Annotated in this window: 15 protein-coding genes; 4 read left to right on the top strand and 11 right to left on the bottom strand. The window is 63.7% G+C overall.

The window, feature by feature from the left end:
- Positions 1–811: acyl-CoA dehydrogenase C-terminal domain-containing protein (locus ACRCUN_RS33915; protein ID WP_462145984.1), on the top strand; the 811-nt coding region annotated here is incomplete at its 5' end.
- Positions 812–848: 37 nt separating this feature from the next.
- Here the strand turns inward: ACRCUN_RS33915 and ACRCUN_RS33910 are convergent.
- Together ACRCUN_RS33910 and ACRCUN_RS33905 are read right to left on the bottom strand one after the other, a co-directional pair.
- Entirely contained in the window at positions 849–2000 is a 1152-nt protein-coding gene (locus ACRCUN_RS33910) for an RNA polymerase sigma factor (RefSeq protein WP_462145983.1), read from the bottom strand.
- Positions 2001–2408, bottom strand: coding sequence for a YciI family protein (locus tag ACRCUN_RS33905; protein WP_462145982.1), 408 nt, complete (start codon positions 2406–2408; stop codon positions 2001–2003).
- Positions 2409–2634: 226 nt separating this feature from the next.
- On the opposite strand from ACRCUN_RS33905, the gene ACRCUN_RS33900 reads away from it, so the two are divergent.
- Together ACRCUN_RS33900 and ACRCUN_RS33895 are read left to right on the top strand one after the other, a co-directional pair.
- The gene (locus ACRCUN_RS33900) at positions 2635–2862 is read left to right on the top strand and encodes a hypothetical protein (RefSeq protein WP_462145981.1); all 228 of its coding nucleotides are present in this window, start codon (positions 2635–2637) and stop codon (positions 2860–2862) included.
- A 5-nt stretch (positions 2863–2867) separates the two neighbouring features.
- A complete protein-coding gene (locus ACRCUN_RS33895) occupies positions 2868–3119 on the top strand; it encodes a hypothetical protein (protein WP_462145980.1) in 252 nt (83 codons plus the stop codon).
- A 151-nt stretch (positions 3120–3270) separates the two neighbouring features.
- Here the strand turns inward: ACRCUN_RS33895 and ACRCUN_RS33890 are convergent, their stop codons facing one another.
- Genes ACRCUN_RS33890 through ACRCUN_RS33870 form a run of 5 tightly spaced genes read right to left on the bottom strand, consistent with a single transcriptional unit; the run spans position 3271 to position 8273 of the window.
- The gene (locus ACRCUN_RS33890) at positions 3271–3633 is read right to left on the bottom strand and encodes a cupin domain-containing protein (protein ID WP_462145979.1); all 363 of its coding nucleotides are present in this window, start codon (positions 3631–3633) and stop codon (positions 3271–3273) included.
- Positions 3634–3661: 28 nt separating this feature from the next.
- Positions 3662–4870 (bottom strand): cytochrome P450, encoded by a 1209-nt coding sequence (locus tag ACRCUN_RS33885; RefSeq protein ID WP_462145978.1) that lies wholly within the window; start codon positions 4868–4870, stop codon positions 3662–3664.
- Positions 4871–4912: 42 nt separating this feature from the next.
- Positions 4913–6424 carry an APC family permease gene (locus tag ACRCUN_RS33880; RefSeq protein WP_462145977.1) on the bottom strand — a complete coding sequence of 504 codons (1512 nt, stop codon included), beginning with the start codon at positions 6422–6424 and terminating at the stop codon, positions 4913–4915.
- 38 nt (positions 6425–6462) lie between these two features.
- Positions 6463–6915, bottom strand: a complete 453-nt coding sequence (locus tag ACRCUN_RS33875; RefSeq protein WP_462145976.1) for a flavodoxin domain-containing protein — start codon at positions 6913–6915, stop codon at positions 6463–6465.
- A gap of 38 nt (positions 6916–6953) precedes the next feature.
- Positions 6954–8273 carry an FAD-dependent oxidoreductase gene (locus ACRCUN_RS33870; protein WP_462145975.1) on the bottom strand — a complete coding sequence of 440 codons (1320 nt, stop codon included), beginning with the start codon at positions 8271–8273 and terminating at the stop codon, positions 6954–6956.
- Between the two features lie 265 nt (positions 8274–8538).
- On the opposite strand from ACRCUN_RS33870, the gene ACRCUN_RS33865 reads away from it, so the two are divergent.
- A complete protein-coding gene (locus ACRCUN_RS33865; RefSeq protein ID WP_462145974.1) occupies positions 8539–9198 on the top strand; it encodes a TetR/AcrR family transcriptional regulator in 660 nt (219 codons plus the stop codon).
- 11 nt (positions 9199–9209) lie between these two features.
- Here the strand turns inward: ACRCUN_RS33865 and ACRCUN_RS33860 are convergent, their stop codons facing one another.
- The 4 genes from ACRCUN_RS33860 to ACRCUN_RS33845 form a co-directional block, all read right to left on the bottom strand.
- The gene (locus ACRCUN_RS33860) at positions 9210–9980 is read right to left on the bottom strand and encodes a FadR/GntR family transcriptional regulator (RefSeq protein ID WP_409506379.1); all 771 of its coding nucleotides are present in this window, start codon (positions 9978–9980) and stop codon (positions 9210–9212) included.
- A gap of 83 nt (positions 9981–10063) precedes the next feature.
- Complete coding sequence (locus ACRCUN_RS33855) at positions 10064–11467, bottom strand: APC family permease (protein WP_462145973.1); 1404 nt, start codon at positions 11465–11467, stop codon at positions 10064–10066.
- On the bottom strand, positions 11460–12779 hold the full coding sequence (locus tag ACRCUN_RS33850) for a glutamine synthetase family protein (protein ID WP_462145972.1): 1320 nt from the start codon (positions 12777–12779) through the stop codon (positions 11460–11462). Before ACRCUN_RS33850 ends, ACRCUN_RS33855 begins: the two co-directional genes overlap by 8 nt.
- Positions 12780–12804: 25 nt before the next feature.
- On the bottom strand, positions 12805–13821 hold the full coding sequence (locus ACRCUN_RS33845) for a phosphotriesterase family protein (protein ID WP_462145971.1): 1017 nt from the start codon (positions 13819–13821) through the stop codon (positions 12805–12807).
- Positions 13822–14073: the final 252 nt, after the last annotated feature.

Here is a 14073-nt window from a genome sequence, read left to right as displayed (position 1 = left end):
TGTCACCATCACCCATCACCCCGACGTCCGTCGCAGCCTGATCACCCAGAAGGCGTACGCCGAGGGGATGCGCGCGCTCTACCTCTACACCGCGACCTTCCAGGACGTGGCGGTGGCCAAGGCCGTGCACGGCATCGAGGGCGAGCTCGCCCACAAGGTCAACGATCTGCTGCTGCCTGTGGTCAAGGGCTTCGGCTCGGAGCAGGCCTACGCCAAGCTCACCGAGAGCCTGCAGACCTACGGCGGATCCGGCTTCCTGCAGGACTACCCGATCGAGCAGTACATCCGCGACGCCAAGATCGACTCGCTGTACGAAGGCACCACGGCCATCCAGGCCCAGGACTTCTTCTTCCGCAAGATCGTCCGCGACAAGGGTCAGGCGCTGGCTTACGTCGCCGGTGAGATCGAACAGTTCATCAAGAACGAGTCCGGTAACGGCCGGTTGAAGTCCGAGCGTGAGCTGCTGGCCACCGCCCTTGCCGATGTGCAGGGCATGGCTGCCTCGCTGACCGGCTACCTGATGGCCGCCCAGGAAGATGCCAAGAGCATCTACAAGGTCGGCCTGGGCTCGGTGCGGTTCCTGCTGTCGGTCGGCGACCTGCTGCTCGGCTGGCTGCTGGCCCGCCAGGCCGCCGTCGCGATCGAGAAGCTCGACGCCGGCGCCACCGGTGACGACCGTGCCTTCTACGAGGGCAAGATCGCCGCCGCATCGTTCTTCGCCAAGAACGTCCTGCCGCTGCTGACCAGCACTCGTCAGGTCATCGAAACCATCGACAACGACGTGATGGAACTCGACGAGGCCGCGTTCTAAACCGCTCAACCGATGAGGCCCCGGATTTTCCGGGGCCTCATTGCTTTTTGTGACGCAGGGTCGCCGCCTTCAGGGTGAGGTGATCGCGCTCGGCAATGTTGTGCGCCTGCGCGGCGGCCTCGACGTAAAGACGTGTCGCCGTGTCGAATTCACCTGCGCGCTCGTGCAGGTACGCTGCCGCGGCCGCGTAGCGCGGCAACGCCGGGTCCAGCTCGGCGAGCGCCGATAGGCCGGCCCGAGGTCCGTCCGCCTCGCCGACCGCGACGGCGCGGTTGAGCCGAACCACCGGACTGTCGGTGAGCCGGACGAGCTCGTCGTACCACTCGACGATCTGCACCCAGTCGGTCTCGTCGGCACACGGCGCATCGGCGTGCAGCGCCGCGATCGCGGCCTGCGCCTGGTACTCCCCGAGCCGGTCACGAGCAAGCGCCTGCTGGAGCACGGCCACGCCCTCGGCAATCAGATCCCGCCGCCACAGGCTGCGGTCCTGTTCGGCCAGCGGGACCAGGCTGCCGTCGGCACGCGTGCGGGCCGCGCGCCTGGCGTGGTGCAACAAGAACAGCGCAAGCAACCCGGCGACCTCAGGGTGGTCGGTGCCCCCGGCCAGTTGCCTGGCCAACCGGATCGCCTCGGAAGCAAGGTCGACATCGCCGCTGTAGCCCTCGTTGAAAACGAGATACAGCACCTTCAGAACCGTGCGAAGGTCTCCCGGCTGATCCAGCGAGACATCGCTGATGGTGCGTTTGGCGCGGCTGATCCGTTGTGCCATGGTCGATTCGGGAACGAGGTAGGCCTGGGCGATCTGGCGCGTGGTCAGTCCACCCACGGCTCGCAGCGTGAGAGCGACGGCCGACGCGGGGCTCAGGCTCGGGTGCGCGCACAGGAAGTAGAGCGCCAGCGTGTCGTCCACCGCGACGCTCGGACCGGGCGGCGGTTCATAGGAGACCTGGTCTTCGCGGCGGCGCCGAGCGACATCGGATCGAACGAGATCGACGAAACAGTGCCAGGCAGTGGTGATCAACCACGCCTTCGGATCATCAGGAGGCTGGTCCGGCCACGTCTTCACGGCTCGAACCAGCGCCTCCTGAACGGCGTCTTCGGCAGTCGCGAAATCTGCCCCGCGGCGGACGAGCGTCGCCAGGACCGCGGGAATCAGGTCGCGCAGGCGAGCGTCGTCCACCGCGGTCATCTACTCGGTGACCGTCGGCGCGGCGTGCAGGAACGGCCGGACCTCCAGCCACTCATGGATGGGCTTGCCGCCCGCGCCTGGTGCGGCCGAAAGCTCACCCGCCAATTCGACTGCGCGGTCATAGGAATCCACGTCGATGATCATCCAGCCCGCGATCAGGTCCTTGGTCTCGGCGAAGGGGCCGTCCGTCACCGGGGACTTGCCTTCGCCGTCATAGCGGACCCAGACGCCCTCCGGGGCGAGGGCCTGGCTGTCCACGTACTCGCCGCTGGCTTCCAGCCGGGCCGCGAAGTCGTTCATGTACTGGATGTGAGCATGAACTTCATCAGGCGCCCACTGGTCCATCGGCACGTCGTTGACGGCCGCAGGCGCGCCACGATAGTGCTTGAGAAGCAGATACTTGGCCATGTTGTTCTCCCTTCAGGTTCGCGACCCTAGTTGGTCGCATCACCCCTGGGACGGAACCGCGACGAGGTTCTCGACATCGGCCTCGAATTCGATGCCGGCGAACTCAAAAGATCTTGTTCTAGCCAACACTCGCGGTATGGCGGCTCGGGCCGAATCTCCGGACAGCGCGACAGAACAGCCGTTAACATAACTCGCACAGAAGGGTTGACGAACAGGGAGTCGTTCCATGCTGAAGACACGCGTCCAGCAGTTCCTGAACTACCGACTCACCATCGCCGAATTGATTTCCATGGGGGTGCTGTTGGGTATCCCGTACCTGATCATCGGTGGCGTCTGGTCCGCGACTCATACCGAGCATCTCTATGGGATGAGCGGCACGGACCTCGCGGTGTCGTTCCTGGGATCCATCGCGTCATGGCCCGTCCTGTTGTTCGCCGACGTGTGCATGGCGTGACCCTCGTGCCCGATGTCGTAAAGCGCGTGCTCAACCACGAAGTGACGATCGCCGGCGTGCTGGAGACGGCGATGTGGTTGGCGATCCCGTACATCATCGTGGGGGTCGTAGTGGCGTTCTTGCACGCCGACTACATCGACATGCTCGCTGCACAGTTCAACACGCAGCTTCCCGCGGGTGCCGACCTCGCGGCTTTTGGCCAGATCACCGTGATGTGGCCGGGCCTGCTGTTGACATCCGACCTCTGCATGCACTGACTGCTCAGGCAGCTGGGAGGGTGCCCCAGTGGTCTCTTCACCCCTGGGACGAAACCGCGACGAGCTTCTACACATCCGCCGCGCATTCGATGTCTGGTGCCCGGCGGCCGGTCGGATTTGTGGGTATCCGACCGGCCGAAGATCGCGCGGTTCAGAAAACGGTGTAGACCTTCAGGACGGTGTCATGGATGTCCCATGTGCCCGTCCAGCCTTTCGGGAAGACGGCGCTGTCGCCCGCCTTGACCTCGTACGGCTCGCCGCCGTCTTCGGTGACCGTCATCCGGCCCGACAGCATCGTGATGCTCTCGTGGGTCTCGAACACCCACCGGGACGGGCCGGGCGCGCACTTCCAGATCCCGAATTCCCGGATGCCGTCACCCGTCCACAGCTTCTTCCCCGCGGTGGCCATGGGTTCACCGGTCGCCTCGGGCAGTGGGCCCCAGTCTTCCAATTCGACCGAGTCGACATTGCTGACGATGACTGCGTTCTCCGTTGATGTGCTTGACGTGGTCATTGATTACCTTTCTGGTTGGTTGAATCCGTTATGGGCACAGCCGTAGTGGCAACGAGTAGTAGTGCCGTGACGCGTCGGTGTTCTTGATGACCGGCGGGGCGGCGAGTTCGATGCGGGAGTAGCGGGCGGCGATCCGTTCCCATACGACCCGGACCTCGGCTTCGGCCAGCAATCGCCCTTGGCAGCTGTGGCTTCCGAAGCTGAACGTCAGGTTGCGCGACTGCTCAGGGGGCCGCCTGAAGTCGAACTCGTGCGGATTGTCGAAGATATCCGGATCACGGTTGGCCGCCCCCATCACCAAGCGCAGGACGCTTCCGGCGGGAACGTGAACGCCCCGAATGATCAAGTCCTCCGTGGTTGTTCGGGTGATCACCGGTTCTGGCGCGTCGAAGCGGACAAGTTCGGTGACAATCGCCTGCCGGACGTCCGGCTCAGCACGGAAGGCGTCGAAGATGTCCTGCCGTCGGGTGAACATGTGCAGACCCGACGAGATCAGATAGCTGGCGTCCATGTGGCCGACGAAGTACAAGAACAAAGTCGTCGAAAACACTTCGGCTGCGGTCATCTCGCCGCTGTCCTGCAGACTCAGCAGGTGATCGAGGAGCCCGTCGCCTGGATTCGCCCGCTTGTACTCGATCAGGAATGCGGTGCGCGCCCGCAGATACTCGTGTGCCTCTTCGCATGCCTCGAAGTCACTGGCATCGGGTACGGCACTCAGAACGGGCATGGCCTTGCGCATTTCCCGGCGCACCGATTCGATCTCGTCCTCGGGCACCTGCAGTAGCCGGCACACCGTGATGTGGGTGGCTTCGACCGCGACGTCGGAGCCGTCGACCAGACCGTCCTCGCCGACGCGATCGAGGATCTCATCGGTGACCGCGGCGGTGATCTTTACCCAGTCCTGTATCCGCTTGGGGGTCAACCACTTACTGGTCATCCGGCGTAGCCGGGTATGGCCGGGCTCATCGTGGCCGAGGGCCATGTCCTTGAGGATTCTCCACGCTCCGGCCTTCTCCCACTCCGGAGCGATGATCACCGACGGGAGCCGGCCGTAGTGCATGAGATCGTCGAACTTGGTGAGGACGTACGTTCCGTCCTCGTCCCGGGAGACGGGCGCCTCGGCTTGCGCTCGGGCGTAGAAGGGGTAGGGGTCGACGCGAAGCTCCGGGTCCTTCCACGGGAGATAATCCCGGGTGGCCGGACAGTCGCTCGTCGACCGCGTCTGGGTCACTGTCATGACAAATCCTTTCAACTAGGCTGTGTACCTTGATGTTTCAGTTCACATGCGAGTCGGTACGACGGCGTCAGCCTTCTCCACCTCGCCGGTGTCGGCCCGGCCCAAACGGGCGAACACCTGAGGCTTGGCCGAACGGAAGTACAGCGCGAGCCCCGCACCGACCACGAGCGAAGCGCCGAGCACCAGCAGGAGCCCGAGGTTCTGCCCGGGTGCGCCACCCACGACGAGATCGAAGTGCAATACGGCGAGCACGATGGTGGGTCCCAGGGCGGCGACGGCCAGGGCCGGCGCGCCGAAGCACTTGAACCAGTTGGCTCCCGGCGGGATTCCTCTACGGCTGAACCACACGATCACCGCGATGCTGACGAGGGTCATCAACACCAAGACACCGACTGTTCCCAGCCCGAACAGCTGCGCGTCGAGCCCTACACCTGCCTGATTGGCCAGACCGAGCGGCAGGATCAACAGAGCAACGACGACCGCGACTGCGACGGCCGCACGCGCTGGAGAACCGTGCCGTTGATGGACTTGCGCGAATACCGCAGGCAGCGCCTTGTCGACGCCGAGGTTGTAGATGTAGCGGGCGGTCACGTTGTGGACCGAGATCGCCGCGGCCATCTCGGAGGTGATGATGAAAGCGAAGGTCAACTGCGTGAACACCGGTGCGGCGAAAGCGCCGATGGCACCAGGGAACATCATTTTCGGATCGTCTGTCGCTGCCTGCACCGCATTCGCGCCATACGCCGTGGTGAGCAGGTAACACGACACCGTGTAGAGCGCACCGACGAACAGCACCGCGCCATAGGTCGCCCGCGGAATCGTCCGGTCCGGGTCCCGAACCTCGTCACGGAAGAGCGCCGTCGCTTCGAACCCGATGAAGATCATGATCGCGAACAGCAGCGCTATCCCGAAGTCGCCGTGCGACAGGCTCGCCGGGTTGAGTGGGGTGGCCGAGTATCCGTCCGGGCCACCGCCGTGCAGCAACACGGCCACGTTGAACACCATCACGATTGCCACTTCCAGAACCATGGCGACACTGAGGATCTTGGCCGACACCTCGATGTGGAAGTAACACAAGATGCTGACGATCACCCAACAGCCGATGGCCCACAGCCACCACGGGGTCTCGGGACCGCCCATGCTGGAAACCAGCTCGGTGACGGTCAGACCGGTGAACACGAAACATCCGCTCAGCATCAACAGGTAGGACACGACCGCCATGAACGCGGCGCCCAGTCCGGTTGCCTTGCCGATACCGGCGCTGATGAACGCGTAGAACGAGCCGGGTTTGGGGAGTGACTTGGTCATCGTCACATAGCCCACGGCGAACAACAGCATGCTGATTGTCGCGATGGCGAACACGAGAGTCGCCCCCTCGCCACCGAACATGATGCTGAACGGGATGAAGCCGGCGACGGCGGCGATGGGAGCGGAGAATGCGAGGACAGTGAGCATCAGCGAGCCCACGCCCATGTTCCCGGTGAGGTTGGACTGAGAAGTTCCGCCGCCGGCCGGCACTACGGGCGGGTCGGCCGCCAACTGGTTTTCGGTCATATCCGTTGTCTTTCTTGGGTTGAAGGGAGTTGGGCGCGTCAGACCCGCGCGGCGGTGAACAGGTCGTTGATCCAGGGAACCGCGATGTCGGAGGCGTCGAGTCCGCTGTCGGCGTCATGGCGGCCGGTCTCTCCGACTTGTGTTGCGCCGAGTTCGGTGAACGCCGAGACGAGGGTCGAGATACCGCGGTTGTAGGTGTCGTATGTGCTGTCGCCCAGGCCGAACGCGGCGAATCGCGTGGACGACAAGTCAGGCTTGAGCTGGTTGAGCGCGTTGAAGAATGGCAGCGCGGTCTGGGGCAGCTCGCCTTCGCCATACGTCGAGGAGACGATGATGACCATCTCCTGCATGCTGAGGTCACCGACGTCGTAACCCTCCATGTCGAAAACTTCGCTCTTGATTCCGTTGTCTTCCAGAGCTTTGGAGATGTCGTCGGCCACCATCTCCGAGTTTCCGGATTCCGTGCCGAAGAGAATCGTCACCGTGTCCATGCGTTGGCCTTCCTGTCGGATTGTTCGTGTTCGATGGGCTAGAGATTGCTGGTCACCGGTGCGGTTGCGATCTCGATCATCTTGTCGAGATCTACGACCTTGCGGCGACATCGGTCGGGGTGCGCGGATCGACGCTCGTAGGCTTCGATACGCTGCCAGTCTTCGAAGCTGACGACGCGGTCGCCGACGAGCGCTTCGACGGCGCGAAAACCAGGCCTTCCCAGCTGAATTCGTCGAGTTTCGGCGTCCCTGACGATCTCGCCGACGATCCGCTGCGCGTCCTTGCGGTTCTCCGGGATCGTCCCTTTTGCGCCGCGGCTCAGCCAGCCGACGCGATAGACGTGGGCACCCGCCCACGCCCGGGACGGGCAGCATCGATCATCGGACGGACCGCAGGTGAAGCCGACCGCGGTGATCAACGTGTCCACGGCGAACTCGACGGGGCGATGGTCGCCGTACCGACGGCGGGCACGTAAAAGCGTGCAGCCATGGCTGTTCTCGATGAGTTCGGGCGCGACACCGAAGTGCAGCCGCACCCGCGTGCGATGGGCGTCGGCGCCCGTCGCCGCTATCGGCGAGCAAGCGAACGGACGCAACAAATCTGCCGTCGCCCCGCTGTCGCGTTCATGCAGCCCGGTCACTTCAAGGTCGATGTTGTTCAGGGACACCACTTCACGCAGCATCGCCGTGTCGCACTTGGCGTCGGTGACTCCCGATCGGCTGATGACATCGATGGTCGCCGGTGCGGCCGGACGCAGTTCGCGGAGTAACTCATCGTCGATGTCGGATCCGACGAAGCCGTCACGGTCCTTGGACAGCAATCGAATCACGTCGACGGCCACGTTGCCCATTCCGACGACCGCCAACCGCCTGCCGAGGGGAACGTGGGAGCCGGTCGCGTCTTGGGGCAACGTCTTGGACGGAAAACCGTTGAGGGCACGCAGAAGTGCTCCTGCGCCGATCACGCGCGTCCCTGGTTCTTGCGGAATGTCCAACGGCCGATCTTCGGGAAGACCGGTCGCCAGGACCACGATGTCGAAGCTGCTCGCCAAGAGATCGAAATCGATGTCTCGCCCCACCGACACGTTGCCGGCGAACCGCACCGCACCCTTCGTGAACATGCGATCGAACTGCCGCGCCACACCCTTCGCACCCTGATGGTCAGCGGCGACGCCGTAGCGGATGAGGCCGTACGGCGCAGGCAGCGATTCGAAGACCGTGATGTCCGCGTCCGCCCACTGCTTGGCGAGGAACTGAGCGACATAGCAGCCGGACGGACCGCTGCCGACGACCGCAATCGCCGGTCGTAACGGATTGGAAGCCGATGCTGGGGCTGCGCCCAGGTTTGGGTCGTACATTGGTTCACCTCGGAAAAGTGGCCGAAAGTCGGTCGAACCTGAATTTAGACTAGAGACGCGACTTCAGTCGCGTATTTCACACATTAATTCCGAAGGCCGGACGTGTCCATAGGGGCAAGCAGCGTTTACACGCCGGTTACGCATCTGCAGCCAAGTCTCGACGGCCCTGCCAACCGACCGGTAACGCGACTCAGATCGCGACCCGGTTACACTCGCGTTGCCGGCACCATTGCGGAGCGGGCTAGCGATCAACAAGGGGGCATGGGTGACACAGTCCGTGAGTCCGACGGTCGGCACCGCCTGGCATCACGAACTTGCCGGCGGGTTGCGCAAACGGCCGCTTCAGGAGCGGTCAAGAGCGATGATCCAGCGCATTCTCGACACCGCTGCGGAGTTGGTCGAAGAGGTCGGCTACGAAGCGGTCGTCGGGTCGCCGACGTTGTTATTGGACAAATCGGGGATCAGCCGCGGTTCGTTCTACGCATTTTTCGAGACTCCGGAGCGGGTGCTCGACGAACTCTCATACCAGCGCATCCAACAGTCGGCCGCCGCGTTCGAGGAGGCACTGCGCAGCAGGCCCGGCGACCGCTGGATCGAGATCGTCGACGCCGTCATCGACTTCTACACCGCCGAGCACCGGATTCCGTTGATCCGGGAACTATGGGTTCGCCAAAACCTCACGCATCGGGTCAGGCAGCTCGACCACCAGGCGATCGACGATTTCGCAGCCGTTGTGCTGACCGAATTCCGCAGGCACACTCCGCTGTTCGGCTCACTCACCCAGTTACAGTGCCGGGTCGCCATGCACGCGGTCGAACGGCTCTTCCAACTGGCTTTCACCGACGACCCTGACGGCGATCCGGCCACGATCGCCGAAGCCAGGCGAATGCTCGCCGATTACTTCGCCGGCTACTCCGGCGAGTAAGCCACGCATCGTCACCCTGCCGAAGCCTCCACATGGCGATCCTTGAGCGTCGCAAGGAGTTTCTGCACGCTCCACATGCTGCGTTGAACGTGCGCGCTCATCGCGCGCTCGGCCTCGTCGGGCTTGCGAGCCTGCACTGCTTCCAGAACTTCCTGGTGCTCTGCGATGGTGGCTTCGTGGAATGTGCCGCCCTCGGGCAGCAGCGCCAAGGCGGGGTGACAACACTGCCGCGACTCCTCGATACCGCGGATCAAGAAGGGGTTCGCGGTGATGTGCGCCAGCGTCAGATGGAAGACCGCGTCACTTCTCATGAACGAAGCGTCGTCGGACGCCTCCTGCAGCAACGCGTGCGCGGCCTCCAAGTCATTGAGCTCTGTTGCCGTGCGCCTTTCGCTTGCCAGCCGTGACACCGAGGGTTCGACGAGGCACCGGTACTCCATCGCGAGGCGGATCTCGTCGCGGTTCTCGATGGCTTCCATGATGACGTCGTGGAAACGCGACTCGTCCTCCCCGGCGCCGCGGACGAAGGCTCCGCCGTTACGACCGCGGCGGCGTTCGATGAGGCCTTCGGACTGCAATTGGCGAAATGCCAGCTGAACCGGAGTCCGGCCGACGCCGAGCATCTCGGCGAAGTCCCGTTCGGATGGCAAGGCCGAACCGGGTGGAAGCAGGCCGAGGCGGATCTCCCGGCGAACGAGATCGGCCACGTACCGGTTGACGTCCACGTGGGTCGGCGGGAGCGACACGGTCCCGCTCGATATGCCGCTGATCAGCAGACTCATGCGCTCAGCTGACCCGCTCGCCTGCGATGGCTCATCGCACAATGCTACCCACCCGATACCGCTCGTCATGACCGGCGCGTTCCTCAGTCGGACTCGGCCGGGTCGAGCATTTTCATGTGTGTCGCGTTCCTGGTCCGCAGGTAGCCGACGTAGTACGCGAGGGACACGATCACGATGACAACGGCCGTGATCTGGTCTTTGCGCGTCTGCTCGACGAGAACGACCAGGCACAGTGCGATGGCCGCCACGGGCGCCGCCGGCCAGAGCGGCATGCGATACGGCCGGATGAGCCCGGGAAATCGGACCCTACTGACGATCGCCGACAGCGCGACGAGGATCATCTCCAGCGCGATGACCGTACCGATCACGGTCGCCATGGCCTCGACATCCATCGTCAGAATCAAGATGACGCCGGCGAATCCGATGACAAGCGTTGCGACCCAAGGTGTCTCGAACCGCGGGTGCACCTTTGCCAGCGCTCGACTGATCGGCGCCGGCCACATCATGTCGCGGCCCGAGCTGTAGATGACCCGAGCGAAGTACGGGGTCAGCGCCATGACACCGTTCACCACCGCCAGTGCGATCCCGAGGCTGACGATCGTGTTGAACAGCTCGCCTCCGGTATCGGTGAGGAACTGCTGCCATGGCGTTGGCGACGTGGTGAATTCTTCCAGCGAGCGGGCGCCCAGGAGGCCGCCGAGCACCGGAATTACGCCGAACGACACTGCGACGGCGAGTGAGATGAACACCGAGCGGGCAATGTTGCGACCGCCGCCGGACGTCTCCTCGGAGAACAGCAACGCGCCTTGAAAGCCGTTGTAAGTAAACGCCGCAACGGCTACGGCCGCCATGAGCGTACCGACAGCCAGAGCCTGCGGACCGTCGGGCGCGAATACGGTTGGCGTGAGCACCTCGGCCAGCGAATGCTGAGTCTTGACGAAACCGAGAACCGTCACGAAGACGACAACCAACAGCTCGACCGCGAGCAGCAGGCCGACGAGCCGGGCACTCAGCCTGACGCCAAGGATCGCGATGACGGTCCCGACGGCGATCACCGCCGCACCAACCCAGCGTGCATCGAGCGGCACTACGACGTTGAGGTAGGTGGCGATGGTCAAGGCCACGACGGCGGGGATCAGGAACGCACACACCGGCCCGGTGAAGATCAGGGATACGAAACCCGCAGCCTTGCCGAGTGTGCGTGCCACGACTGAATAGTCACCACCGGCGATCGGATAGGCGCTGCCCAATTCGCCGTAACAGGCTGCCATCGACAGCCCGAGCATGCCCGCGATGACCAACGCCCACACCGCGCCTGTCCCGGCCATGTTGAGCAAGATCGGGGCGATCGCGAAAACCCCGACCGCAGGCGTGATCGCGGCGACGCACAACGCGACGTTGCCCCAGAGCCCAAGGCTGCGGCTCAGTTCTTGTTCATAGCGCTCGGCTTTCGCCACGGCATCGGTCGTGTCGCTCGACTCAGGCATAGCGCTGCCTTTCCCATTCACTGACAGCGTTCTGCCATGCGTGCAATTCCCATTCGCGCGTCTGCAGGTAATGCGTACAGAACTCAGCGCCGAGGATCGTGTCCAAACGTTCATCGCGCCTGCGAAATTCGCCTATCGCCCCTTCGAGGCTGGTGGGCAGCGCACCGTCGTGACCGTCGAGTTGGTCACGGTCGGGCACAGTGCGATCGATCAAGCCGAGATGCACCGACGCCGCGATGGCTGCCAGCGTGAGGTATGGATTGCAGTCCGCGCCGGGACGTCGCAGTTCGAATCGGCTCGCCGCCGGACTCTTCAGCAGTGCGCGAAGGGCGAACGAGCGATCGTCGGGGCCGCAGGCCGCACTGACCGGTGCGAAGTAGCCCGGTACGAGTCGCTTGTACGAATTGATCGTGGGGTTGTAGATCAGGCTGAGGGCGGGCAGATGGGTGAGCATTCCCCACGCCGCGCGCCGGTAGAACTCGTCGTCTCGATTCTCCGCGGCCGCACCCAACGCGTTGTCGCCGACTTCGTCCCACATCGAAAAGTGCACGTGTGCGCTCGAGCCCTCCTCGTGGGCAACGGGTTTGGCCATGAAGTTGGCAGACAGCCCGTGTCGGCGGGCAGCCTCGACCGCGACCAGCCGCAACAACGCGGCGGTATCGGCCGCGGCCAGACCGTCCTGTGGGTCGACGTTGACCTCGACGAGGCCAGGTGCCCCCTCGCTGTGCACGACGGAGAGGCCTAGGCGTAGCTCGTCGGCATATCGGCGGAGGGTGCCGATGAAGTCGGTGACATGGGAGAGGGTCAGCGGACTGTAACTCAGGCCGGCGGTTGCGGGTTCCCACGTGCCGTCGCGGAACAGCCGAAACTCGAACTCGAACGCCGCCTTGAGCTGCAATCCATGACTTGCGAGCGCGTCCAGGGCTTTACGCAGGACCTGGCGCGGACTGACTGCGCACGGCGCGCCGCTGGTCTCGTACAAGTCGCCCAGCAGCAGATAGGCGGCCGGAAACCAAGGCATCGGACGTAGCGTGGTGAGATCGGGACGCAGGAGCACGTCTTTCGCGCCGCCTTTGAGACCCATGGTGGACAGCGTGGTGATCGGCTCATCCAGGGGGTCGACCGCCAGCAGCAGATCGGTCGTCGGGATTCCGTCCGTGAGTGCCCGGTCTGAGCTGATCACCTTGGGATCCACGAGCTTCCCGCGCAGGTTTCCGTGGATGTCCGGGAACAGTGGTACGACTGAATGTGCGTCGGCCGGAAGGCCGTTCACGACAGCGGCGCTCGCCGAATCGGCATATGTTGTGGACAACTTACTTTCCTCTAGGTCAATGGGCTCAAGGCCGATCCAGCAATCGGCGGGGATTGTCGACCATCATCTGCGTGATCGTGTCGTCACTGACTCCGTGCTCGTCACGAAGCAGCGGCAGGATGCGGCGGTGCAGGTGGTCGTATCCGAAACCGCCGTAGTGCTTGAGATTTGCCTTCGTCCACACATCACAGGCCAGGACGAGTTGCTCGGCGTGGCCTTCGTGGAGCAGGGGCAGCAGGTGGTCGATTCGTTCGAGGTCGGTGGGATCCTTGAACAGTCCACTGAAGTAGAAGTCGGAACCGAACGTGTCGAATGCCATGGCGACGCCGGACTGCGCGACATCGGCGTGGTAGGCCTTATCGAGATGTTCGTCGAGATGGCCCATGATGACGCGATCGGTCGAGATGCCTTGATCCAACAAGACTTCCAGTACGTTCAGCGCTTCCGCGCCACGTGGCTCCAGGTGGATGCTCACTGATGCCTGCGTCTCCACCGCGGCTGTTCCGGCCGCGGCGAGCACCTTCTTCTCTCGCTCGGTGACCGGTGAACTGGTGCCGATCTCCCCGATGAGCGCCGCTTTGATGCCGGTGCCGTCGACGCCTACCCGGAGCTCAGCGATCAACAGCTCGGCGAGTTCATCGACGCTCCACTGCTCGACGTAGTCGGGGTGAGAGTTGTGGATGTAGAACCCGCAGCCGCTCATCACGTGCACGCCGGCTCGTTTAGATATCGTCGCCAGATCATCGATCCGGCGGCCGAGGCCAATGTTGGTGAGGTCCACCAGGCCGGCATTCGGCACGCCAGAGAAGTACTCGAGCTCTCGCACGGCCAGGTCGACGTCGTCGATCAGCAGGTTGTCCTCGAGGCTGACCAAGTTCCAGTGGACGAATCCCAGGTTCTCGAGGCTGACCGCCGGTGGTTCCGGAACGGGTTCACGTGCTGGTTCGAACCAGACGCGACCGTCGATCAGCAGGTGTTCGTGCATGCTCGTTTCGCCCAATTCGGACGGTTCGATGGGGCCAAGGACTGTGTAGATCGGCATCGCACATCCTTAAATGGAGTTCGGTGAGCGCCTTTTTATCAGACGGCTTAACGCTTGGCAATACCTGAACCGTCGGCGCGCGGCCGATCGGCAGACGAAACGTTCCCGCAATCAACGACTTTGCGCACCGCCCCAGGAGGCATAACGGTCCACGTCTTGACGGACCGTCACCGCCACGGTAGACAATGGATCGTGTCGCAATCCAATCAACTCACGGTCGACCCATCTTCGGTCGATGTCGGTACCGCGCGG

It is taken from the genome of Mycobacterium venezuelense (assembly GCF_054919535.1).
The sequence above is the reverse complement of the archived record's forward strand: the minus strand, read 5'-3'. Positions and strand labels throughout refer to the sequence as shown.